This window comes from Pseudomonas ulcerans, assembly GCF_036324125.1.
In the GTDB taxonomy this organism is placed as follows: Bacteria; Pseudomonadota; Gammaproteobacteria; order Pseudomonadales; family Pseudomonadaceae; genus Aquipseudomonas; species Aquipseudomonas ulcerans.
In genome coordinates this window covers 45,078-68,932 of the sequence record NZ_JAZDQN010000011.1, presented here as the reverse complement: position 1 = coordinate 68,932, position 23,855 = coordinate 45,078, and the positions used below count along the sequence as shown (strand labels likewise).

At 54.4% G+C, this 23,855-nt stretch carries 19 protein-coding genes; all 19 read right to left on the bottom strand.

Going from position 1 to position 23,855, the window contains the following annotated elements:
- Positions 1–275: 275 nt before the first annotated feature.
- The gene (locus tag V0R59_RS12655) at positions 276–1,451 is read right to left on the bottom strand and encodes a DegT/DnrJ/EryC1/StrS family aminotransferase (protein ID WP_330077403.1); all 1,176 of its coding nucleotides are present in this window, start codon (positions 1,449–1,451) and stop codon (positions 276–278) included.
- 55 nt (positions 1,452–1,506) lie between these two features.
- Complete coding sequence (locus V0R59_RS12650) at positions 1,507–2,124, bottom strand: acetyltransferase (protein WP_330077402.1); 618 nt, start codon at positions 2,122–2,124, stop codon at positions 1,507–1,509.
- Positions 2,121–2,714 (bottom strand): sugar transferase, encoded by a 594-nt coding sequence (locus tag V0R59_RS12645; RefSeq protein ID WP_330077401.1) that lies wholly within the window; start codon positions 2,712–2,714, stop codon positions 2,121–2,123. The genes V0R59_RS12650 and V0R59_RS12645 overlap by 4 nt, the downstream gene beginning before the upstream one ends.
- Before the next feature lie 40 nt (positions 2,715–2,754).
- Positions 2,755–3,897, bottom strand: coding sequence for a glycosyltransferase family 4 protein (locus V0R59_RS12640; protein WP_330077400.1), 1,143 nt, complete (start codon positions 3,895–3,897; stop codon positions 2,755–2,757).
- A 7-nt stretch (positions 3,898–3,904) separates the two neighbouring features.
- Positions 3,905–4,870 carry an NAD-dependent epimerase/dehydratase family protein gene (locus V0R59_RS12635; protein ID WP_330077399.1) on the bottom strand — a complete coding sequence of 322 codons (966 nt, stop codon included), beginning with the start codon at positions 4,868–4,870 and terminating at the stop codon, positions 3,905–3,907.
- Positions 4,871–4,930: 60 nt separating this feature from the next.
- Positions 4,931–5,974, bottom strand: coding sequence for a hypothetical protein (locus tag V0R59_RS12630; RefSeq protein WP_330077398.1), 1,044 nt, complete (start codon positions 5,972–5,974; stop codon positions 4,931–4,933).
- A gap of 26 nt (positions 5,975–6,000) precedes the next feature.
- Positions 6,001–7,080 carry a glycosyltransferase family protein gene (locus V0R59_RS12625; protein WP_330077397.1) on the bottom strand — a complete coding sequence of 360 codons (1,080 nt, stop codon included), beginning with the start codon at positions 7,078–7,080 and terminating at the stop codon, positions 6,001–6,003.
- 97 nt (positions 7,081–7,177) lie between these two features.
- Positions 7,178–8,425, bottom strand: a complete 1,248-nt coding sequence (locus V0R59_RS12620) for an O-antigen translocase (RefSeq protein ID WP_330077396.1) — start codon at positions 8,423–8,425, stop codon at positions 7,178–7,180.
- Positions 8,422–9,552, bottom strand: coding sequence for a DegT/DnrJ/EryC1/StrS family aminotransferase (locus V0R59_RS12615; RefSeq protein ID WP_330077395.1), 1,131 nt, complete (start codon positions 9,550–9,552; stop codon positions 8,422–8,424). Before V0R59_RS12615 ends, V0R59_RS12620 begins: the two co-directional genes overlap by 4 nt.
- A 121-nt stretch (positions 9,553–9,673) precedes the next feature.
- Positions 9,674–10,078, bottom strand: a complete 405-nt coding sequence (locus V0R59_RS12610; protein WP_330077394.1) for a sugar 3,4-ketoisomerase — start codon at positions 10,076–10,078, stop codon at positions 9,674–9,676.
- A 288-nt stretch (positions 10,079–10,366) separates the two neighbouring features.
- On the bottom strand, positions 10,367–11,770 hold the full coding sequence (locus V0R59_RS12605) for a Wzz/FepE/Etk N-terminal domain-containing protein (RefSeq protein ID WP_330077393.1): 1,404 nt from the start codon (positions 11,768–11,770) through the stop codon (positions 10,367–10,369).
- Between the two features lie 145 nt (positions 11,771–11,915).
- Positions 11,916–12,959 (bottom strand): LPS O-antigen chain length determinant protein WzzB, encoded by a 1,044-nt coding sequence (locus tag V0R59_RS12600; protein ID WP_330077392.1) that lies wholly within the window; start codon positions 12,957–12,959, stop codon positions 11,916–11,918.
- 421 nt (positions 12,960–13,380) lie between these two features.
- Positions 13,381–13,674 carry an integration host factor subunit beta gene (gene ihfB / locus V0R59_RS12595; RefSeq protein ID WP_330077391.1) on the bottom strand — a complete coding sequence of 98 codons (294 nt, stop codon included), beginning with the start codon at positions 13,672–13,674 and terminating at the stop codon, positions 13,381–13,383.
- A gap of 223 nt (positions 13,675–13,897) precedes the next feature.
- On the bottom strand, positions 13,898–15,571 hold the full coding sequence (gene rpsA, locus V0R59_RS12590) for a 30S ribosomal protein S1 (protein ID WP_042122503.1): 1,674 nt from the start codon (positions 15,569–15,571) through the stop codon (positions 13,898–13,900).
- 120 nt (positions 15,572–15,691) lie between these two features.
- A complete protein-coding gene (gene cmk, locus V0R59_RS12585) occupies positions 15,692–16,375 on the bottom strand; it encodes a (d)CMP kinase (protein WP_375547411.1) in 684 nt (227 codons plus the stop codon).
- Between the two features lie 2 nt (positions 16,376–16,377).
- Positions 16,378–18,618 (bottom strand): bifunctional prephenate dehydrogenase/3-phosphoshikimate 1-carboxyvinyltransferase, encoded by a 2,241-nt coding sequence (locus V0R59_RS12580; protein ID WP_330077389.1) that lies wholly within the window; start codon positions 18,616–18,618, stop codon positions 16,378–16,380.
- Between the two features lie 35 nt (positions 18,619–18,653).
- Positions 18,654–19,748: a prephenate dehydratase gene (gene pheA, locus V0R59_RS12575; RefSeq protein WP_330077388.1), complete on the bottom strand. Its 1,095-nt coding sequence runs from the start codon at positions 19,746–19,748 to the stop codon at positions 18,654–18,656.
- Complete coding sequence (serC, locus tag V0R59_RS12570) at positions 19,748–20,833, bottom strand: 3-phosphoserine/phosphohydroxythreonine transaminase (RefSeq protein WP_330077387.1); 1,086 nt, start codon at positions 20,831–20,833, stop codon at positions 19,748–19,750. The genes pheA and serC overlap by 1 nt, the downstream gene beginning before the upstream one ends.
- Positions 20,834–20,902: 69 nt before the next feature.
- Positions 20,903–23,674 (bottom strand): DNA gyrase subunit A, encoded by a 2,772-nt coding sequence (gene gyrA, locus V0R59_RS12565; RefSeq protein ID WP_330077386.1) that lies wholly within the window; start codon positions 23,672–23,674, stop codon positions 20,903–20,905.
- Positions 23,675–23,855 lie beyond the last annotated feature (181 nt).

Below are 23,855 nucleotides of genomic sequence, written 5' to 3'. Positions count from 1 at the left end.
TCAAACACCTTATGCCTCTCCTACTTCTGGATCCTGTGCACCAATTTCATGTGATTGGCACTCTGTCACGGCTTTTACTTGAGCAGTGCGCTCACTCCATCAACGGCATAATCTAACACAGATCGAATTTAGCGCCCTGAAAAAGATAAACGTCTCACTCATCATCAGGGACAAGGCAGAAGAGATGGAGTGCATTTTTCCAGAGCAGCTCTCTAAGCAGAAGGTCCGCCGGCACCTCGAGTAATCCGGCAGGGCTGAGCCCTGCCGGATCTGGGCTATCGGCTAGCAGAACGCATAACACCGCGAAGGACCTCGCAGGTCTTCTCGATCTCTTCGTTGGTCAAGGTCGGATGCACCAAGAACATCAAACTGGTATCTCCCAAATTCTTCGCTACGGCCAAGCGCTCTGCCGGTCTCCAGCCAGTGTCATCGAACGCCTTTTCCAAATAGACCTCAGAGCAGGACCCAGAGAAGCAAGGTACGCCCAAGGCATTGACTTCTGCAGCAATACGGTCACGATCCCAGCCTTGATTGAGCTTTTCAGGCTCCACGAACACATAGCACTTGTAAGCCGCATGCTCGATATCCAACGGGATGCCTGGAACTCTCAGCCCTTCCAAACCGACCGCAACGCTCCAGATACGCTGCGCATTGGAAAGCCGGGCTGCATGCCAATCTGCCATGGCCCTCAGTTGAATACGGCCTATGGCTGCCTGAGTTTCGATCATACGCCAGTTGGTACCAAAACTATCATGCAACCATCGGAACCCAGGCGGATGCTGCTTGACATATACAGAATCCCAATTTTTCCCGTGATCCTTATACGACCACATGGCCGACCAAAGTGCTTTGTCATTAGTTGTGACCATGCCACCTTCACCTCCGGTAGTCATGATCTTGTCTTGGCAGAAAGACCAAGCGCCAACATGACCGATGGAGCCTACGGACCGTCCTTTGTAACGAGCACCATGAGCCTGCGCACAATCCTCGATGACTTTCAGATCGTGCTCGCGCGCGATATCCATTATCGGGTCCATGTCACAAGGCCAACCAGCCAGATGCACACAAATAATGCCGCGTGTTTTTGCAGTCAATACCGCACGAATGGTATCGGGAGTAATGTTCTGTGTAGACTCGTCAACATCAGCAAAGACAGGGATGGCACCAGCATTTACGATAGAAGAGACAGAAGCAAGGAATGTCCTCGAAGTGACTATCACCTCATCGCCAGGGACAATCCCCAGCGCCTTCAAGGCCAAGTCGAGTGCAACAGTGCCGTTAGCGACTGCTACCGCGAAATCGCAGTCCGACCAAGAAGCGAACTCTATCTCGAACTGACGGCACTCCTGCCCTGTCCAATAGTTAACTTTATTGGAAAGAATAACATCTCGCACCGCATCAGCCTCTTCGACAGAAAAAGACGGCCAAGGCGAAAATGGAGTATTTAACATTTTACGTACCCGTTAACTTATATTATGAATAACAAGAGCACCGCAAAGTCGCGAACTATTTAGATCGCGCGGGGACGCCAACAACAGTAAGACCATCGACGACATTATTGACCACCACGGCTCCGGCACCAACCATTGTTGCTACACCGATTTTTACCGATTGCCGAACACTCGCCCCGATACCGATCCAAGACAACTGACCTACATGGACCCCACCCGCGAGATGCGCCCCTGGGCTCACATGAACGAAGTCACCAAGTAAGCAATCATGGTCTACACTGCACGCCGTGTTCAACACAACACCACAGCCAATAACAGCATCAACGTTTAGCACAGCTCCAGCCATGATGACACTGCCGACTCCGAGCGTCGAATGACTACTGATGATCGCTTGAGGATGAACCAACGATACCATCCTGGCGCCATGCGCCATCAGCATTTGTTGCTTTTCCTGGCGAATCTTGTTGTTGCCGATTCCGACAATTACACCGTCGAACTGATCAAGTGTAGAAAGTAACGACTCAGTATTTCCATTTATCTGCCAACAACCGTTAGCGGAACGGCATGGCCACGCATCATCGAAAAACACCAAGTCCTGCCAACCACAACACTCCGCAATATCGGCTATGACTTTCCCATGCCCACTAGCTCCAAGGATAGCCAGGCGCCTCATGTTCGATTCCCGGAAAATTTTGACATAGTTGCCTCGCCAGCAGCGCTGATGCCATCACGCTTAATAACTTTCCAGCCGGTCATAAATAATATTTTAAAGTCCATAACAAAGGACCTATTATCTACATACCAAACATCAAGCTTAAACTTTTCTTCCCAGCTCAAGGCATTCCTGCCATTTATCTGAGCCCAACCTGTCACCCCGGGACGAACCTCGTGTCGCCGATACTGCTCAGTTGAGTAAAGGGGCAAATACTCCATCAACAACGGACGAGGACCAACAAGGCTCATATCTCCCTTCAATACGTTCCAGAGCTCTGGCAGCTCATCCAGACTGGACGAGCGCAGAAACGAACCAAATGGCGTCATTCTTTCGCTATCTGGAAGAGGCTGACCGTCGCTATCGACCGCATCACGCATCGTGCGGAACTTGACCATTTCGAAGGGCTTGCCGTACTTTCCTGGACGTATCTGGCGAAACAATACCGGTGAGCCAAGTTTGCTCCTTATTTTCCAAGCAACGAAAATTATGACTGGAGACAAAATAAGCAACGAAAAAAAAGAAATAAAAATATCAAAAAAACGTTTCATAGCTCTTTCAACCAAGTCACTGGAACAAGGCCTTCTCTCATCAGTGAAGGCGTTTACGGACAAATGCAACCATCTCGGCCACGATAACTTGCTGAGCAAACTCCGAATGAGCACGTTGATAGGCTTGGGCCGAGAGCCTGGCCCTCAGCTCCTCATCAAGATACAAACACTGCAGGGCCGCTGCCATCGCACCAACATTACCTGGCTCGTGAAAAATGCCAGTCTGGTCCTTTTGTACCGCATCACTCAAGCCATAGATATTTGAGGCGATAGCTGGCAATCCTACACCTGCAGCCTGGATCGTAGCTAGACTAAAACCCTCACGGTAGCTTGGAATACAGAACACGTCAGCCGCAGCCATGTAGCCTTCGGGATTGTAGGTGTAACCTACGCGGTGAACGCGCGACTTGCAAGACTCCAGCTCTTTCTGCAGATCGCCTTCAATTCCGTCTTCGTCTGGTCCGATCACAAGCAAATGCGCCCTTGGCATCTGCGCCGCTACTTGGCTGAAAGCCCGGCTAAGTTCCAAGATGCCTTTCACATGCGTCAAGCGAGCCATGAATAAAAAAACGACGGCGTCGTCTGCAACTCCCAAGTCTTTCCGATATTTTTTTCTGGCTAGAGCATCAGGTTTGAATCGGTTGACGTCTACACCACTGATGGAGCCCTTCCCTAAAACCGAAATTTTCTCGGATCGAACAATTCTGTTATCAATCAAAAACTGCCGCTGGGACGGGCTGTCAGCGAGAACAGACGTAGCGCTCCATACCAAGATTTTGTCCAAAAACTTCAACCCGGCACGTACTACCCCTGTCTTAGTAAACCAGACCTGACCCGTAAACATATGAATTCTGTGCGGAATTCGCGCAAAAAAAGCCGCAACCATGGAAAGAAGCCCTGACTTGGGCATTATCGAAAAAACACAATCGAATCTTTCTCGTCTAAACAAATTATATAGATTAAATAGAGACAAAACATCACTAAGCAAAGAGACTTTTCTTTTAATAGGAAGCGGAATGAATTTTACGTTATCGCTGAATGTGCTCTCCATTTCGGATGGCTCAGCATTCGCCATCAGCGTAACATCATAAAAAACAGAAAGTTCACGAATGTGTTCTAGCATGAACACCCGCAGGGCCACTGGAACAGTTGCAACGATACAAATTTTTTTCTTATCCGGCATACTAGACCTATCCTTTACTTGCGCTTTCGACTTCGTGACCCATGAGTATAGCTGGTACACTGCGCGGAATATCATGCAAGAACTCAAAATCAAGTCTATTACGAATAAGACTACTATCAAAACCTCCAGTTTTCGTCAAAGCATCGACTCGCTCACTGGTCAAGGGTAAATTGAGCCCAGAAGGTAAAAATTTTAAAATTAATCGCACTAGTTTTTCTGACACGGCCAGCCTAGGTTCAGGTACTCCAGCATAGGATGCAAAGGCTTGTATGACCTTCTCCTGCGAGCAGTCATTGGAAACGATAAAGATCTGTCCGACTGCCCTTGGGTCACGCCCACAGAGAATAAGAGCTCTAACGACATCGCCGACATGAACATAAGTAGATTTATTCTTGTTTCGCTCTCCCATGTAGAAGAACATCCGCTTCTTTACCATGGCTGCGAGCTGGAAAAATGATCGATTGGGCATTGTCGCCCCAACAACTATCGAAGGCCTGATTAAGGTGCAGGAAAATAGCGGCTCACACTGAGCCAACGCCAGAACCATTTCATCGGAAATCGTTTTTGTAATTTCGTAGTCGCCTATTGGGGCGGGCGAAAACGACTCACTCACAACACATCGATCACTTTGCCTACCATATGCCCCTGTGCTACTCAGCTGTACCCAATGAATTGGCTGGCCTGTGCGTCTTATGCGCCGCTGGACGGCTGCCAGGAGGTTGGCTGTTCCCCGCACGTGGAGCTCGTACATAAGCGAAGCATTCTTAACTTCGCCAGCACAGTGGTAAATGAGGTCAGCGTCTGCTACAAACTGATCCAGAGCATCACTAGCTTCAGTCAGGTCACCAACGATGAATGAAGGTCCATTCTCTACTTTCCGTGACAGCTGAAGGACATTGTCTCCCAAGAGGCTTATCTCATCGACGAGCAACCGCCCGATGAAACCACTAGCCCCCGTGATAGATACATTCATTAATACCTCACCATCAAACCGTTAAACAGGCGAACCAATCCCAACCGCGAAAAAACAATGCTAGATTCCTTTTGCAAGAACCGCTTTACCTGCTAAAAACTTGAGAAAAAAAGACTTTCGCTGATAAATTATGGCGCATGCTATCAAGACACCAACATAGCTATACATTCTAAGTCGCATGGCTGTTCCAAGGTTATCATTCCCTAAAACCCAAACAGTCGAGTAGACAACGGAGAAAACGACGACATAGTCAACAAAACTAGTTGAAAATTTTCGGTTTCGCACAAGATAGACAAATGCGAAGCAAAACGGAACACTCTCCAGAACGAATGCAATCACAGCACTCAGGTTTGGATAAAAGAAGCCAAACAGTTGAGAAAACAGGCTATTCATCAAGTCAGGGATAAATTTATAAACAGAGTCGAATTGGATACCAAGGTTGGTAGCGCTCTGGACATCATTGAACAAGTTCCTATAGCTCAACAACGGCTTCAGAAAGCCGACAGCAAACAGCAAATTCAAAATTATCAGCAAAGGCACTACGTACCCTAACACCGAAAACCGGGAAAACCTGACAAGCCGAAAAACAAGGAAAGAAAATATAAACGCAAAACCAAGGTAGCCACGAAATAGGAAAAGCACACCACCAACTAACAAAACCATCAAGCCACTTCCCAAAGAACCATGAAAAGAAGAAGCCCCAATGAAAGACTTGACCCAGACCAAACCAACCAAGAAGAGGAACAACATTAAAACATCACGATAGATATCTAATGTGTAATAGAACAAGGTAGGATAGAAGCTAACCACTATTACCATCATCAGGCACACACGGCCATTCAAGACGGGGCCACGCACCATCGAAAGCCTTCCAACCAAAAGCGGAATGGCAACAACCCCTAAAATCATCAGAAAAAAACTGACACCTTCACGAGAGTATACACCCAACTCGTTGAGCAGTCGCAAGAAGTCCGGCCAGATACTTGAGGTAGGATAATTTGTTCCTCGCGCATAGGAGTCGTAATAATCAGCATCATTACCACCTAAAAAAAAACTATTAGGTTTGAACACGTAGACGGCAAAAAACACGATTTTCAGAAACACGATTATCGCAAAGAACAAAATATAAATCACAAGAGGCCACCCCAGTAATTTACGTAAGCCTCCGCCACTTTTACCGGCGAATGATGCTTCACTACAAACTCCCGGGACGCAAAAGATCGCTCGGCGATATCTTGACGCTCATCCAGAATCCGTTCCAAGGCCTGGTTCAATCCTTGTTGATCCGCAGGCAGATTGTAGACAGGCGGCAACTCGCCACCATAGAGAATTGCAGACTCTGGTTCTGCGCCACCCGCGACGACCTTGCCTTGAGCCATAGAATACAATGCGTTCATAGCCAGGCTATAAGAAAAAACCTGGTCTACAGAAATGTTGACCCTAGACAATAACTCCATATATTTACCGAATGGCATATGCCCCTTTATGAGGCACTCAACATCGTTGGGATATTTTTCTTGAAGATAATCGAATGCTTTTTCAATCAAAAATGTGCCCTTGAACCCTCTGCGATTCAATCCGTGGAATAGAACCAATTTGCCGTTGGATTCGCGATTTTCAGTGTAAGGGATACTATCAATAGAAATCGGAATAGGAATAGGTTGACATACCTTATGGCTATAACCTGCAGCACAAAAGGTGGAATAGTACTCATACATGATCGGAATAACACCATCCACACATTCCATACAGGAATGCATTGCCTTCAGGTGTTGCTTGCCACGCATATAATAGGGCTCATTACGATCGTATTTTTCGTGCCAAGGTATGGGACTGTACCGCATAGTCTTTTCAGAATACTTTACAAAAAACGGATCATCTCCGGACCCTGAAAGAGTAACTACCTTATTATGGCGCTTCAAAAACCTGAAAAACAAAAGGTTCAAATATGGAAGGCGAGGGAATGTATAAAAATTAATCAAATGAACGACATCATACCCCTTGAAATCCTTCATTTTCAAGAGTGGGAGTACTAACTGACGCGCCTTGTAGGTGTAGATATTCGAGCCGTAACCCAAATTAATATCAGCATCAAATTTTTTCCAAAAATCACTTGCGGCTGCCAACGTTACATCATGCCCCCAGGCCTTCAGCGCCCCTTTCAATTCCTTATGCAAGCCACTGTACTCACCGATGAGTAATATTTTCACGTATCTTTACTCCTTGAAGCGAGAGCCTTTAGAATCCTTCCCCTGCGCCCCTCGCCAACCAACATCTGCCCAGGTAAATTAAAGCTATTGCATCTCGCTATGGAAACACCTTATGCCTTTTCAAAACAAAAAAAACAAAAACAAAATACAGAAAGTAATTCACCGCATGCGCTATGGTTGCACCCACCGCACCATACTTATCGAATAAGACAACCAGCCCATAAAAAAGCACAGCAAATAGTATCTCACCAAAGATATAAGGCTTCCACAGCGCACGCGCTGTCATTACATAAGCCAAGATCCAACTTAGGACCTTGAGAGTATCACCTATGATCTGCCAGAAAAACAAATCACGCATCTCATAGAATTCTGAACTGAATAAAATAAAAACCACCCAGTCTCGCAAGGCATAAAGTATCACTCCGAATACGACCACCGCCGGAAAAATAAACCTATAGCCTCGCAAGACCTCTGCCTTTAGTTCCGCTGCAGATTCTATTTCAGAGAATCGCGGCAGAAAGTAGACACTCAGCGTTGTAGTTAACAGCATCAGATATGCCGAGCTTAACCGCCAACTTGCCTCCCAGTACCCAGCAGCCACCCAACCATGGTGCTCACCCAAGTGGTTACGTACGAAGATCTGCGTGAGAGGGACACTAATCGCCGACACCAAGGCCATCAACGTAAACTTCCCTAGATTCAGCGCCGTGCTTTTGTCCACACGCCCAATTATGGCAGGGATGCTGAACCAGGGCGCATTGAAACAAATGAACAAGGTCACAAAAAAAGCAAGTGACTGATATATCGCCAAGGAAACTAAAGCACCATACAAGCCCATTATCACCGTCATTACGGCTGTGACTACCAAGGCAAAGACACTTCCTGCAATATTAGCCAATACATACCTTGGAATATCTTTTTTACCATTCAGGATAGCCAGCAACATGGCATTGAGGGTAAAAAAGATAAGGGACGCGGCGAACCAGATGAATACGCTGCCATAAGTTTCATCCTTTAGAAACCAACCAGCCAATGGCTGGTTGAAGAGAGCGATCAGCAAAGCAACAGAAATAGAACTGGCGCACACGATGGTACCTGCGGTCGCCCATACTCGGTGCTGCTTCTTTACATCACCATCATATTCAGCCGTGTATTTAGTCACGCCAGTATTAATAGCGCCGGAACCAAATGTAGTAATCATTTGTACCGCATTCTGGAACTGCCCCAAGGCGGCATATCCAGCGGGCCCTACGTACACCGCTAATATTTTGTTAATCCCTAACAAAGTAAGAAGCTTAACTAGAACAGCTATACCGTTCAGCAAGCTTGTCTTCAAAAAAGTCATTGACTACTTGCCACACTGAAGCTGTTACAGGCTAACACAACACGGTCAGCCTCTTCATTGCTCAACGTCGGCCCCATTGGCAAGCTCAGAACTTCTTGGTGAAGGCGTTCGGTTAGCGGGAAAGACAGCTTGTTCCATTCGACATAAGCCTGCTGCTTGTGCGGGGGGATGGGATAGTGGATCAGCGTTTGTACACCATTATCCAACAGATGTTTCTGCAATGCTTCCCGGTGCGAACTACGAATCACGAACAAGTGCCAAGAGTGAGCCTGAAAATCCAGCACGTTAACCACATCCTGGCACGGCAGCGTAAGCAACGGGTTGTTGATGCCGCGCAGATAAAGCTCCGCTATTTCGCGGCGACGTTGAGTTTGCTGATCCAGCCCCTTCAGCTTGACACTTAGCACCGCAGCTTGAAGTTCATCGAGACGGCTATTGACACCTTTGAAAAGATTCTTGTACTTTTCGTGAGAACCGTAATTTCGTAACGCCCGCAGCGTCTCGGCGAGCTTAGCATCATTAGTAGTGATCGCCCCCGCATCTCCGAGAGCGCCTAGGTTCTTGCCAGGGTAGAAACTGAAGCCGGAGGCATCACCCCAACTACCCGCACGACGTCCATTGAAAGCTGCTCCATGGGATTGAGCTGAGTCTTCCAAAAGCAAGAGTTTTTTGCGCCTAGCCAACTCGCTCAGCGCTGGCATATCAGCCAACTGGCCGTACAAATGGACGGCCAGGATCACACGAGTTCTGTCGGTAACTGCAGCTTCAGCTGCAATTGGGCAGAGGTTGAACGTCGATTCGTCCGGCTCTACCAGTACAGGAACAAGAGCGTTCTGACTGATCGCCAAGATACTAGCAATGTAGGTATTCGCTGGCACGATCACTTCATCGCCATCCACCAGCAGGCCGAGTTGCTTCCAGGCCTGTAGCGTCAGAATCAGTGCGTCAAGGCCGTTGGCAACTCCAATGCAGAACTCCGTCCCGCAATAATCAGCGAAGTCGCGCTCGAAACTGGCGAGCTCTTTACCGGCAATGTACCAACCCGAATCGATCACGCGCGTACAAGCTTCGATCATTTCCTCTCGATCAAGTTTGTTAATCGACTTCAAATCAAGGAATTCAACCATGGGATACCATCCTGATAAATTTTCCGGGCTTGCAGAGCCCAGGCCCTGAACAGAGCAATACCATCTTGATTGCTCGGTATAATTGGCTCATGTGTATTTGGAAAAAGCAGTATTGAGAGGGTCAGACACTGGCAACAGCCTGCAAAAATTGGCCATAGTCACGAATATAATCGCTCTCGTCGTAATAGTCGTTAGCCAGAACGAGCAGGACACAGTCCTCGCTGAAGTCGTGCATTTCATGCCAGATCATCTTGCCGACATGAAGAACCTTGGCTGGAGAATCCAGATCAATCTCCTCCCGGTGGCGGCCATCGTCCATGATCATACGGCAGCTTCCGGCTACGCAGACTGCCATCTGCTCCAACTCCTTATGAGCATGGAAGCCTCGTGCGACACCCTGCTGTGTAGCGGTGAGGTAATAGACACGACGGATGTCGAATGGAATATTCCTGTTTGCCTCCAGAACACTCAGATGACCGCGCTCGTCGCCAAGAGTCTGAACCTCAACAAGATTGATCAGACTCACTTTCCCGCCCCTGCTTTCCATTCCTTGAAACCCTTACTTGATAATCATTTCAAAACCAAAAAAATAACGAGATCTCGTGCTGCCAGACCCGGGATCTGGCGACGACTCCATACATCGAAATATTCTCGATGTCGGAACCGAAAATGATGCCATATCGCCATAAATTTTCCGATTTCAGTGAGTAGCTGCTCAAGCACCCAAGTCCGCGCACTTGGAGAGTGCGAAGATTATACGTATGTATCACCTCAAGCGCATGGTAAAAACACAAGCAGCTCTGCGCCTACCTTCTCATTCGATCCTAATCGCTCCGGCCTGACGAAGAGCCGGATCCTGGGCTTCAAGAACATGGGTATTGGATAGCCGCAGCGAACGATCCCGCATGGACTGGAGACAATAACGGGAAAATGCCATCAGGAAACCCAACCCCAAACCGACAATCAGCCCCACCAGAACGATAAGGACACGCCTTGGTTTTACCGGCTTTTCCGACGACAGCGCTCGTTGGTCAACCGAGACCAGCTGCACTGAGCTGAAGTCCGTACCCAAGCTTCTCAAACGAGCAGCCTCGGCCCGCAAAGGTTGAACGTTGTCGAGGAAGAGATCTTCATTCAAGCGCTTCTTCAGCACTTCGACCTCGCGATTGACCTGGAGCAGTTGTAGCTCTTTCGCGATCTCGGAAATTCTCGCGGTCACAAAATCATCGGACTTACGCGTGCGCAGTGTATTCAACTCTGCTTCCAGTGCGTCGGTCCCCATGAAATACAGAGGCGTCTGCTGGTTATTGACCTCTGTTCTGATGACATTCCCACCCTGTGGCGCATTCTCTACGGCAATCGAAGACTGGGTAGTAGGTCTGTTGATTCCCAGGCTACGGGCAATGCTGATTGCCTCGTTCAGCAGCGCAACCCGATCGGCACGCAGCATCCTCAACTGCAGCCTCAACGCATTCAGCTCATCTTGAAGCTTAGCCTTCTTTAAGCTGTCTGCTTCGGTCAAGGACGCAATCTTTGCCTCCTTATCCAATTGATAGCTGGCACGCGCCGAGTTGATCTTCCCGTCGATTTCCGACAACCTGTTTCTGATGAGTACATTCATTTCACCAGAAATATGCTCGCGCTCCATATCGACCACATAGTCAATGAACTTATTGAGAATAAGCGCGCCATCTACACCCTTGGGATAATCCAGGGTCAAAATCACAGAACGCCCGAAATCTCCGGAGTCCTTGCTAGGTTCTGGAGTATCCAACGCAATGGCATTTCTGTTGAACTCATCGAAGTTTTGCTCAAGCGACTGGGCTGGAGCTATGTATTGCGCAAAAAGCTCCTGATTCTTGCGAAAGAAGCTCAAACGCATCTCGTAGGAACTCAGCGAGGCGGCGACCTTGGCCAGCGCCGTGGCTGGAGGAAGGCTGTAGATTTCCGATCGATTGAGGGCGTCCAGTTCGTTTATGGCAGCCGGCCTCAAGATAGTGCTGGTCTGGTATACGGGAGTACTGAGCAGGGCATAACCAGCCGCACAAGCACCCGTGACCAGAGCGACACTGCAGATGAGCAGCCTCTGCCGCCAGAGCGACTGGAACAACGCCCAAAAGTCGAGATCGTCCCCAGGAGATTTCGCCGGTACCTCAAAAAAGCCGCTCAATGCACTGTCCGCCTTCGAAAAATTGATCGTTCGGACAAACGCACCCAAGCATTAATTTTTTGATGACATCAGGGTCGCAAGAAGTAATCCTTGCTCTGTTATCCATGCTCAGGATCCCGTTACATCCGAGTTTCACTGGCAGTTTGACACCAAACGACTACTTTTCAAGACTTGACAAATTCACGCCATGAGACTATCTGCGCACTGCGACATGCAGCCAGCGCGCCAACACAAATATCACCCCCAGAACTCCACCCAATAAAACTCCGATAGCTAAAATCAAACCAAACCTTACCTTCAGCGGTGTATCAGGCGTTTCAATAGGACCATCCAGACGATATACGGACACATTCTCCGGAACGATTTCAATACTTCTGAAAAGACTGTACTTGACTTGCAGCGCACGCAGCTCGGGAATGAAAGGATCGTCCGATTGGCGCTGTTGCAGATTGTCAATTTCAGCACGCAGGGCACGCGCACCGCGCATGTAAGTCAGCTGCCCCCCCATATTCGCCGACACCTCACCACCAAGGCCACCTGACAGTATTGGGGGATTTTCAAGCCCGATCGTCTGTGCAATTTTCAAAGCCTCCTGCAACTGAAGAACAAGATCCTCTCTAGCCTTCTGCCCCCGCTCTCTCAACGCGACTATTTGCTGATTCAAATTGCGCGCGCGAACCTCGGCCTCACGAGACGCGTTCTTGACGACCTCTTTCCTGGCCGCCTCTTCGGCACTCTGCATGTATATGCCAGCCCACTCAGCTAGCTTGGCAGGCTCCCTCCCCCGAACAACCAATGAATAGCCATCGGGAGAAATCTTCGCATCACTGGTGACTTTCAAGTTCTCGGAAAATTCGGAATACAGCTCATCGAGCGTTACCTTTTTTTCGGAGTCGCCAAGAGAAGGGAGATAGTAACGACTAAAAAATTCGCGCCGGAGAGACTCAGCCTGGAGGTTCCGCAAAAATACGTCATAAACATCCTTGACGCTGTACGGAGACAACTCAGCCTCTCGCGTACGGCCAAAATTCAACTCGGCAATTCCATTTTGAGTAGGGGGAAGGACGAAGACCCGCGCCTCATAGAGAGGACGATCGAAAAATAAATACACCGCGGAACACAGCAACCCAAATAAAGTAAACGCCAATATACTAAACTTCGAGCGCCACAACACACCGAGTACATCTACGATATTTGTGTCCTGCTCTAGAAAAACCTTATTGACGTCATTTTGCATCCAACTCAATCCTATCCCGGTTAGCATTGCTTATTATTATGCATGGGCTTTGCAAACAGGTTACCCCACTGACCCGCAAGGAAGTATCAATTCAATGAAAAATCTGAATTTTCCTACAGAGGCCAGTACAGCTTTAGGCCCATCGCCAACGTGAATCCCTTCAACCTATTTGGCAAGGCTTCTTTGCCTCAGTAGACGCAACCCGCTCAGGAAGAACACACCTCCCGCTCCTCCCAGTAGAAAAGCCAACAAAAGCAAAACAGATATCGGCAGGACCGGCAGAGACCAACCTACGAACATCAACGTAACACCCTGCTGATTCTCCAACGTAAAAACAAAAGCGACCACACCCAACAATAATGACAATACGACTAAAACAATGCGACTAAAGTTCCGCATAACAGCCTCCTTCCGTCACCTGTCACACATGACCTTCGTCTTCATTGACACGATCACGCAACTCTTTACCCGGCTTGAAGTGTGGTACGAACTTTCCATCCAACGTAACGGATTGGCCCGTCTTGGGGTTGCGTCCGACACGCGGGGCACGATAGTGCAGCGAGAAACTGCCAAAACCACGAATCTCGATACGATCCCCTGTAGCCAAGCACTGGGACATCTGCTCAAGCATGGTCTTGATGGCCAGTTCGACATCCTTGGATGAGAGCAACCCCTGATGGGTGACAATACGTTCGATCAGCTCCGACTTCGTCATGTTTTTCCCTTCTGTATCAAGCAGCTAGGTCATTGCCTCCATTGGTTTTAGCATGGCTTTGTGAATTTGAACAGTGCACTTATTGACTTGAAGAAAAAATCCAGAATCAGATGACGGCACTTTATGCCGGAAAGCCCGTGACTACGGGGGTTGCGCTTAACCATATGAAATTTCAGGCATAAAAAAAGGCGACCGAAGTCGCCTTTTTTTGATCAAGCAGAACTTAGTTCTGTTTGGCCATTTCCGCGCGCAGCAGGTCACCCAGGGTAGCGCCAGCGGCTTCTGGAGCCTTGGCGATTTGCTGGATAGCCTCTTTCTCTTCTTCAACGTCTTTCGACTTGATGGAGAGGTTGATGACGCGGGACTTGCGGTCAACGCTGATGATCTTGGCTTCGATCTCTTCGCCTTCCTTCAGGACGTTACGCGCGTCTTCAACGCGGTCACGGCTGATTTCGGAAGCCTTCAGAGTAGCTTCGATATCATCGGCCAGGGTGATGACGGCGCCTTTGGCGTCGACTTCCTTGACGGTACCCTTGACGATGGCGCCTTTGTCGTTGACAGCAACGTAGTTGGAGAACGGATCGTCTTCCAGCTGCTTGATGCCCAGGGAGATGCGCTCGCGTTCTGGGTCAACCGACAGGATGACGGTTTCCAGCTCGTCGCCCTTCTTGAAGCGACGTACGGCTTCTTCGCCGACTTCGTTCCAGGAGATGTCGGACAGGTGAACCAGACCGTCGATGCCGCCGTCCAGACCGATGAAGATACCGAAGTCGGTGATCGACTTGATGGTGCCGGAGATCTTGTCGCCCTTGTTGAACTGGCCAGAGAAGTCTTCCCATGGGTTCGACTTGCACTGCTTGATGCCCAGGGAAATACGACGACGCTCTTCGTCGATGTCCAGAACCATGACTTCCACTTCGTCGCCAACCTGAACGACTTTCGACGGGTGGATGTTCTTGTTGGTCCAGTCCATTTCGGAAACGTGCACCAGACCTTCAACGCCTTCTTCCAGCTCAGCGAAGCAGCCGTAGTCGGTCAGGTTGGTGACGCGCGCCATGACGCGGGTGCTTTCTGGGTAACGCGCCTTGATAGCAACCCATGGGTCTTCGCCCAGTTGCTTCAGGCCCAGGGAAACGCGGTTGCGCTCGCGATCGTACTTCAGAACCTTGACATCGATCTCGTCGCCAACGTTGACGATTTCCGATGGGTGCTTGATACGCTTCCAGGCCATGTCGGTGATGTGCAGCAGGCCGTCTACGCCGCCCAGGTCCACGAATGCGCCGTAGTCGGTGAGGTTCTTGACGATACCCTTGACTTGCTGGCCTTCCTGCAGCGATTCCAGCAGAGCTTCGCGCTCGGCGCTGTTTTCGGCTTCCAGGACGCTGCGACGGGAAACGACAACGTTGTTGCGCTTCTGGTCCAGCTTGATGACCTTGAATTCCAGCTCTTTGCCTTCCAGGTGGGTGGTGTCGCGCACTGGGCGGACATCAACCAGGGAGCCCGGCAGGAACGCACGGATACCGTTAACGTCGACAGTGAAGCCGCCCTTAACCTTACCGTTGATAACGCCCTTGACCACTTCTTCGGCGGCGAAAGCTGCTTCCAGAACAATCCAGCACTCGGCGCGCTTGGCTTTTTCACGGGACAGTTTGGTTTCGCCAAAGCCGTCTTCCACCGCGTCCAGCGCAACGTGAACTTCGTCACCGACCTTGATGGTCAGCTCGCCAGCTTCGTTGTAGAACTGCTCGAGCGGGATGACGCCCTCGGATTTCAGACCAGCGTGGACAGTAACCCAGTCACCGTCGATATCGACAACGATACCGGTGATGATCGCACCTGGTTGAAGGTTGAGGGTTTTCAGGCTTTCTTCAAAAAGTTCTGCAAAGCTTTCGCTCATTTTAATTCCTGTTGATTCGGGCGGAGAAAACGCCCATCAGCCACATTCCAGACAATGTGGGTTCGTTCAAAGTAAGGTCGGCCTGCAGGACGTTGACTGGTGATCCTGCAGCCTCCCTGGTCATCCGGCGATATCGCGCAGCGCGACTTCGCTCAGAATGCGTTCCAGCACCTGCTCGATGGACAACTCCGTGGAATCCAGCTGAATCGCGTCTGCCGCCGGCTTGAGCGGGGCTACGGAACGCTGGGTGTCGCGCTCATCACGCGCACGTATCTCATCTAGCAGACTCGACAGACTAACATCATCGCCCTTTGCCTTCAACTGGAGGTAACGGCGACGGGCGCGCTCCTCGGCGCTGGCGGTCAGGAAGATCTTCAACGGTGCATCGGGAAACACCACCGTACCCATGTCCCGACCATCGGCGATCAGGCCCGGGGACTCGCGGAATGCGCGCTGGCGCTGCAGCAGCGCCTCGCGCACCGCCGGCAGCGCGGCAACCTGGGAGGCGCCGGCACCGACATGCTCGTTGCGGATGTCATTGCTGACATCATCGCCTTCCAGAATGATGCGCTGCAGCTGGCCTTCTTCCGCCGCGAGGAACTGCACGTCCAGATGGGCGGCCAGGGCCTTGAGCAGTTCCTCATTGGTCAGGTCGACGCCGTGGTTGCTGGCGGCGAATGCCAGCAAGCGGTACAGGGCGCCGGAATCCAGCAGGTTCCAGCCCAGGCGGCGGGCCAGCAGGCCGGCTACCGTGCCCTTGCCCGAGCCACTCGGTCCGTCGATGGTGATGACCGGCGCTTGCATGTTCACGATTTGCCCTCTTCGGCGACGCGGATACCGACTTCGGCGCACAGCGCCAGGAAGTTCGGGAACGAAGTGGCGACGTTGGCGCAGTCGTGGATGCGGATCGGCGCGGTAGCGCGCAGCGACGCAACGCTGAAGGCCATGGCGATGCGATGGTCGCCGTGACCATGGACTTCGCCACCGCCGATCTCGCCACCGTCGATGATGATGCCGTCCGGGGTCGGCTCGCACTTCACGCCCAGGGCCAGCAGGCCATCAGCCATGACCTGGATACGGTCGGACTCCTTCACCCGCAGCTCCTCGGCGCCGCGCAGCACGGTACGCCCTTCGGCGCAGGCGGCAGCAACGAACAGCACGGGGAATTCATCGATGGCCAGCGGCACCAGGTGCTCTGGGATCTCGATACCTTTCAGCTTCGCGCCACGCACAAGCAGGTCAGCCACCGGCTCGCCGCCGACTTCACGCTGATTCTCCAGGGTGATGTCACCACCCATCAGGCGCAGGATGTCGATCACGCCAGTACGGGTCGGGTTGATGCCCACGTGCTCCAGCAGCAGCTCGGAGCCTTCGGCAATCGACGCTGCCACCAGGAAGAACGCCGCCGAGGAAATGTCCGCGGGCACTTCGATATGGGTCGCAGCCAGTTTGCCACCGGACTTCAGCGAGGCGGTCGGGCCGTCGACCTGCACGTCGTAGCCGAAGCCACGCAGCATGCGCTCGGTGTGATCGCGGGTCGGAGCAGGCTCGGTGACGACGGTCTGACCTTCGGCATACAGGCCGGCGAGGAGCAGGCAGGATTTCACCTGGGCACTCGCCATCGGCAGCGTATAGGTCAGCGCCTTCAGCTTGTGGCCACCACGGATGGTGAGGGGAGGACGACCTTGCTCACCGGTCTCGATCACCGCCCCCATTTCACGCAGCGGGTTGGCGACACGGTTCATCGGACGCTTGGACAGCGAGGCATCGCCGGTCAGCACGGTATCGAAGTCCTGCGCAGCCAGCAGGCCGGACAGCAGGCGCATCGAGGTACCGGAGTTGCCCAGGTAGATCGGGCCTGGCGGCGGCTTCAGACCATTGAGGCCCACGCCGTGAATCGTCACGCGACCGTGGTGCGGACCTTCGATCACCACGCCCATGTCGCGGAAGGCCTGCAGGGTCGCAAGGGCATCCTCGCCTTCGAGGAAGCCTTCGACTTCGGTAGTGCCCTCGGCCAGGGAGCCAAGCATGATCGAACGGTGGGAAATCGACTTGTCGCCAGGAACGCGAATGCGCCCGGACAGACGGCCACCAGGTTGTGCCAGGAAAATCAGGTCGTTGGAGTTCATAGCGTCCACATAGGCCCGGCGGGCCAGGATTTTACTGAAATGCTCGCGGGCCACGCGGGCGCGGGTGAACACGCCCAGCAGCTGATGCCCGTCCCCTGCATCGACCGCGTCGCGCAAGGCGTCGAGGTCGCTGCGAAATGTATCCAGCGTGCGCAGGACAGCCTCGCGATTGGCGAGGAAGATGTCGTGCCACATGACCGGGTCGCTTCCCGCGATTCTCGTGAAATCGCGGAATCCGCCCGCAGCGTAACGGAAGATATCCAGGTTTTCATTGCGCTTGGCCAGGGAATCGACCAGGCCGAAGGCCAGCAAGTGCGGCAGATGACTGGTAGCAGCGAGGACTTCGTCGTGGCGCTCGACCTGCATGTGCTCGACATCCGCTTCCAGCGCGCACCACAGCCGGTCAACCAGCGCGAGCGCCGCGGGATCGGTTTCCGCCAGCGGCGTGAGGATCACCTTGTGCCGGCGGAACAGCGCGGCATTGGAGGCTTCCACCCCGCTCTGCTCGGAGCCGGCGATCGGGTGCCCCGGAACGAACAGCCCCAGCCGCCCCGCCATGGCTGCCCGCGCCGCGCGCACGACATTGCCCTTGGCGCTGCCGACGTCCGTCAGCACGGCCTGGCCGAGGTTCATTCCGGCCAGGCGAGCCAGCAGCTTTTCCATGGCCAGGATCGGCACCGCCAACTGGATGACGTCGGCACCGACACAGGCGGCTTCAAGATCCTCCTCGCAGCGGTCGACCACGCCCAGCTCGACTGCCAGCTTGCGCGACTGCGGATCGAGGTCGACACCAACCACCTCACGGCACAGGCCGCTTTCACGCACACCCTTGGCGAAAGAGCCGCCAATCAGGCCAAGGCCCACGACCACCAGCCGGCCGATCACAGGCCCGCTCTTTTGCGTTTCAACTTCAATCACGGAGCAGGACCCTGTTCAAAACATCACCCATCGCCTCAAAGCACCGCTTTCGGGTAGGAACCCAGCACTTTCAGGGCAACCGCTTCCTGGCTGATCTTCTCCAGCACGGCCTTGATCAGCGGATCGCGATGGTGGCCGACGAAGTCGATGAAGAACACGTAGGTCCACTTGCCACTGCGCGACGGGCGGGTCTCGATGCGCGTCAGGTCGATACCGTTCTCGTGGAACGGCACCAGCAACTCGTGCAGCGCGCCCGGCTTGTTGCTCATGGAGACGATGATGGACGTCTTGTCGTCGCCGGTCGGCGGGACTTCCTGGTTGCCGATCATCAGGAACCGGGTGGAGTTGTCCGGACGGTCCTCGATCTTCTCGGCCAGGCGCGTCAGACCGTAAAGGCCGGCCGCCATGTCACCGGCGATGGCGGCGGAGTTCCACTCGCCCTTGACCCGCTTGGCAGCCTCGGCGTTGCTCGATACCGCCACGCGCTCGACGTTCGGGTAGTGCGCGTCCAGCCACTTGCGGCACTGGGCCAGGGACTGGGCATGGGAGTAGATGCGGCTGATGCTGTCGGTCTTGGTGTTCTCGCCCACCAGCAAGTGGTGGTGGATACGCAGCTCGACTTCGCCACAGATGACCATGTCGTGTTCGAGGAAGCTGTCCAGGGTGTGGTTGACCGCACCTTCGGTGGAGTTTTCCACGGGCACCACGCCGAAGTTGACCGCACCGGCGGCCACTTCGCGGAAGACTTCGTCGATCGCCGCCATCGGCTTGCTGATCACTGCATGGCCGAAGTGCTTCATGGCCGCGGCCTGGGTGAAGGTGCCCTCGGGACCGAGGTAGGCAACCTTCAGCGGCTGCTCCAGCGCCAGGCAGGAGGACATGATCTCGCGGAACAGCCGGGCCATTTCCTCGTTGCCCAGGGGCCCCTGGTTACGCTGCATGACCCGCTTGAGCACCTGCGCTTCACGCTCGGGCCGATAGAACACCGGGACCTCGCCTTCCGCCAGCGAACCCATCTTCACCCGGGCGACTTCCTGGGCACAGCGGGCACGGTCGCTGATCAGCTCGAGGATCTTCTCGTCGAGGCTGTCGATGCGTACCCGCAGGGCCTTGAGTTCCTGTTCCGACATCAGGAATGTTCCTTCTCGAATTCAGCCATGTAGGCCACCAGCGCCTCGACGGCTTCCAGACCCAGAGCGTTGTAGATCGAGGCACGCATGCCGCCCACCGAACGGTGACCCTTGAGGTTGAGCAAGCCGCGAGCATCGGCACCGGCAAGGAAGGCCTTGTCCAGGCGTTCGTCAGCCAGGCGGAACGGCACGTTCATCCACGAACGGGCGTTGACGCTGATCGGATTGGAGTAGAAATCGCTCTTGTCGATGAAGCCGTACAGGCGCTCTTTCTTCGCCCGGTTGCGCTGCTCCATGGCGGCGACGCCACCCTGCTCCTTCAGCCACTCGAACACCAGGCCGGAGAGATACCAGGAATAGGTGGCCGGGGTGTTGTACATCGAACCGTTGTCGGCGGCGATCTTGTAGTCGAGCATGGTCGGGCAGGCGCTGCGGGCACGGCCCAGCAGGTCTTCGCGAACGATCACCACCACCAGGCCGCTGGGACCGATGTTCTTCTGCGCGCCAGCGTAGATCAGGCCGTACTGCGAGACATCGATGGGGCGCGAGAGGATGTCCGAGGACATGTCGACCACCAGCGGAACGTCACCGGTTTCCGGAACCCAGTCGAACTGCAGGCCGCCGATGGTTTCGTTGGAGGCGTAGTGCACGTAGGCGGCACCCTGGGTCAGCTTCCACTCGTTCTGGCCGGGGATGGCGAGGTAGTCGTAAGGCTTGGCCGAAGCGGCGACATTGACGTTGCCGAAGCGACGCGCTTCCTCGATGGCCTTTTTCGACCAGATGCCGGTCTCGACATAGTCGGCGGTGCCGCTCTCGGGCAGCAGGTTCAGCGGGATCTCGGCGAACTGCTGGCTCGCGCCGCCCTGCAGGAACAGCACCTTGTAGTTGGAGGGGATGGACAGCAGGTCGCGCAGGTCCTGCTCGGCCTTGGCGGCGATGGCCACGTAGTCGTCGCTACGGTGGCTCATTTCCATGACGGAAAGGCCTTTGCCGTTCCAGTCCAGCATTTCGGCCTGGGCGCGCTGCAGGACAGCGTCGGGGAGCGCGGCGGGGCCTGCGCAGAAGTTAAAGGCTCGTTTGCTCACATCCACTCTCGCTCTGCTCTTAAGATCAGCGGGGCGACCTTGGCCGCCCCGCTCGGGTTGTTGCGCTGCTTACTCCTGCGAAGCCTCTTCATCGGCTTGCGCATCGTCTGCCGGAGTGACCGTCGTCGCCACGGCCTCGCCTTCGGCAACGTCGTCGATGAACTCGTCATCGGCTTCCTCGGACGGCTCCTGGACCCGCTCGACGCCCACCAGGGTCTCGTCGTTGGCGAGCTTGATCAGGGTGACGCCCTGGGTATTGCGGCCCAGGCTGGACACTTCGCCGACCCGGGTGCGCACCAGCGTGCCCTGGTCGGAGATCAGCATGATTTCCTCGCCTTCCTGAACCTGGATGGCGCCGATCAGCTTGCCGTTGCGCCCCTTGGTGCCCATGGCGATGACACCCTGGCCACCACGACCGCGCCGCGGGAACTTGCTCAGCGGCGTGCGCTTGCCGAAGCCGCGCTCGGACGCGGTGAGGATCTGCGCACCCGACTCGGGGATCAGCATGGAGATCAGTTGCTGTTCCTTGCCCAGGCGCATGCCGCGCACACCGCGGGCACCACGGCCCATCTGGCGAACGACGCTTTCGGCGAAGCGAATCACCTTGCCAGCATCGGAGAACAGCATGACTTCCTTGGCGCCATCGGTGATGGCCGCCGCGATCAAGGTGTCGCCTTCCTTCAGCTTCAGGGCGATCAGGCCACTGGAACGAGGACGGGCGAACTGCGCCAGCGGGGTTTTCTTGACGGTACCGGAAGCAGTGGCCATGAAGATATAGGCACCGGTCGGCTCGGCCACCAGCTCAGGCGTATCGCCGTCTTCCTCGTCGATTTCCTCGGCCTCGACGATCTCGCCTTCGATCACGCCCTCTTCGGCATCGTCCAGCTCGTCATCGGCGCCGATGCTCTGCTGCAGTGCCTCGAGGTCGATCTGCAGCATCGTGGTGATGTACTCGCCCTCTTCCAGCGGCAACAGGTTGACCAGCGGACGGCCACGGGCGGCACGGGAAGCCTCGGGAATCTCGTAGGTCTTGAGCCAGTACACCTTGCCCTTGCTGGAGAACAGCAGGAGGGTGGCGTGACTGTTGGCGACCAGCAGGTGAGAAATGTAGTCCTCGTCCTTCACGCCGGTGGCCGACTTGCCCTTGCCACCGCGGCGCTGGGCCTGGTAGGCCGACAGCGGCTGGGTCTTGGCGTAGCCACCATGAGAGATGGTCACGACACGCTCTTCCTCGGGGATCATGTCGCCGAGGGTCAGGTCCAGGCGCGCATCGATGATCTCGGTGCGGCGCGCGTCGCCGTATTCGGCGCGGATCAGTTCCAGTTCCTCGCGGATCACTTCCATCAGGCGCTCGGCACTGCTGAGGATACGGATCAGCTCGCCGATCTGGTTGAGGATCTCCTGGTACTCGGCCAGCAGCTTCTCGTGCTCCAGGCCGGTCAGGCGGTGCAGGCGCAGGTCGAGGATGGCCTGGGCCTGTTCCGGCGACAGGTAGTACTTGCCGTCACGCAGGCCGTATTGCTCGTCGAGGTTTTCCGGACGGCAGGAGTCGGCGCCGGCGCGCTCGACCATTACCTGCACGGCACTGGATTCCCACGGCGTGCTGACCAGCGCTTCCTTGGCCTCGGATGGCGTAGGCGAAGCCTTGATCAGGGCGATGACCGGGTCGATGTTGGACAGCGCGACCGCCTGGCCTTCGAGGATGTGACCACGCTCGCGGGCCTTGCGCAGCTCGAACACGGTGCGCCGGGTCACCACTTCGCGGCGGTGACGCACGAAGGCTTCGAGCAGGTCCTTGAGGTTGAGCAGGCGCGGACGGCCGTCGATCAGGGCGACGATGTTGATGCCGAACACGCTTTGCAGCTGGGTCTGGGCGTAAAGGTTGTTGAGCACCACTTCCGGCACTTCGCCACGACGCAGCTCGATGACCACGCGCATGCCGTCCTTGTCGGACTCGTCGCGCAGTTCGGTGATGCCTTCGAGCTTCTTCTCCTTGACCAGCTCGGCGATCTTCTCGATCAGGCGTGCCTTGTTCAGCTGGTACGGCAGCTCGGTGACCACGATCTGCTGGCGACCGCCGACCTTGTCGATGTCCTCGACGGTGGAGCGGGCGCGCATGTAGATGCGGCCGCGACCGGTGCGATAGGCCTCGATGATGCCCTGGCGACCGTTGATCAGGCCTGCAGTCGGGAAGTCCGGACCCGGGATGAACTGCATCAGTTCGTCGATGGAGATTTCCGGGTTGTCGATCAGCGCCAGGCAACCGTCGATGACTTCACCGAGGTTGTGCGGCGGGATGTTGGTCGCCATACCCACGGCGATGCCGCTGGAGCCGTTGACCAGCAGGTTGGGAATACGGGTCGGCATGACCGCCGGGATCTGCTCGGTGCCGTCGTAGTTGGGCACCCAGTCCACGGTTTCCTTGTGCAGGTCGGCCAGCAGCTCGTGGGCCAGCTTGGCCATGCGCACTTCGGTGTATCGCATCGCCGCAGCGTTGTCGCCGTCGACCGAACCGAAGTTGCCCTGGCCGTCGACCAGCAGGTAACGGAGGGAGAAAGGCTGGGCCATGCGCACGATGGTGTCGTACACGGCGGTGTCACCGTGGGGGTGGTACTTACCGATGACGTCACCGACCACACGGGCGGATTTCTTGTACGGTTTGTTCCAGTCGTTACCCAGTTCACTCATCGCATACAGAACGCGGCGATGCACGGGCTTCAAGCCATCACGCGCATCGGGCAGTGCACGCCCGACAATGACGCTCATCGCGTAGTCGAGATAGGACTGTCTCAGTTCGTCTTCGATATTGACCGGGAGGATTTCTTTGGCCAGTTCGCCCATGAGAAGCCTGATTCCTTTTTCTGGTGAAACTTCGTCACATCCATATGGGACGAACGAAGCTCGCCGCCGCGGAGGGCCTCCCCCGCAACGACTTACGACAAATCAACGAGTTAAGCCTTGGATCTGCGTAGTGAAGACCGCCCTGCCGGGCCGCCTTGGAAACCGCCGGATGTTATCACAG

Bases quoted from the DNA above. Each gene is read 5' to 3' on its own strand.
- V0R59_RS12655 (WP_330077403.1), bottom strand. From the start codon at position 1,451: ATGTTAAATACTCCATTTTCGCCTTGGCCGTCTTTTTCTGTCGAAGAG.
- V0R59_RS12650 (WP_330077402.1), bottom strand. From the start codon at position 2,124: ATGAGGCGCCTGGCTATCCTTGGAGCTAGTGGGCATGGGAAAGTCATA.
- V0R59_RS12645 (WP_330077401.1), bottom strand. From the start codon at position 2,714: ATGAAACGTTTTTTTGATATTTTTATTTCTTTTTTTTCGTTGCTTATT.
- V0R59_RS12640 (WP_330077400.1), bottom strand. From the start codon at position 3,897: ATGCCGGATAAGAAAAAAATTTGTATCGTTGCAACTGTTCCAGTGGCC.
- V0R59_RS12635 (WP_330077399.1), bottom strand. From the start codon at position 4,870: ATGAATGTATCTATCACGGGGGCTAGTGGTTTCATCGGGCGGTTGCTC.
- V0R59_RS12620 (WP_330077396.1), bottom strand. From the start codon at position 8,425: ATGACTTTTTTGAAGACAAGCTTGCTGAACGGTATAGCTGTTCTAGTT.
- V0R59_RS12615 (WP_330077395.1), bottom strand. From the start codon at position 9,552: ATGGTTGAATTCCTTGATTTGAAGTCGATTAACAAACTTGATCGAGAG.
- V0R59_RS12600 (WP_330077392.1), bottom strand. From the start codon at position 12,959: ATGCAAAATGACGTCAATAAGGTTTTTCTAGAGCAGGACACAAATATC.
- ihfB (WP_330077391.1), bottom strand. From the start codon at position 13,674: ATGACGAAGTCGGAGCTGATCGAACGTATTGTCACCCATCAGGGGTTG.
- rpsA (WP_042122503.1), bottom strand. From the start codon at position 15,571: ATGAGCGAAAGCTTTGCAGAACTTTTTGAAGAAAGCCTGAAAACCCTC.
- cmk (WP_375547411.1), bottom strand. From the start codon at position 16,375: ATGCAAGCGCCGGTCATCACCATCGACGGACCGAGTGGCTCGGGCAAG.
- pheA (WP_330077388.1), bottom strand. From the start codon at position 19,748: ATGTCGGAACAGGAACTCAAGGCCCTGCGGGTACGCATCGACAGCCTC.
- gyrA (WP_330077386.1), bottom strand. From the start codon at position 23,674: ATGGGCGAACTGGCCAAAGAAATCCTCCCGGTCAATATCGAAGACGAA.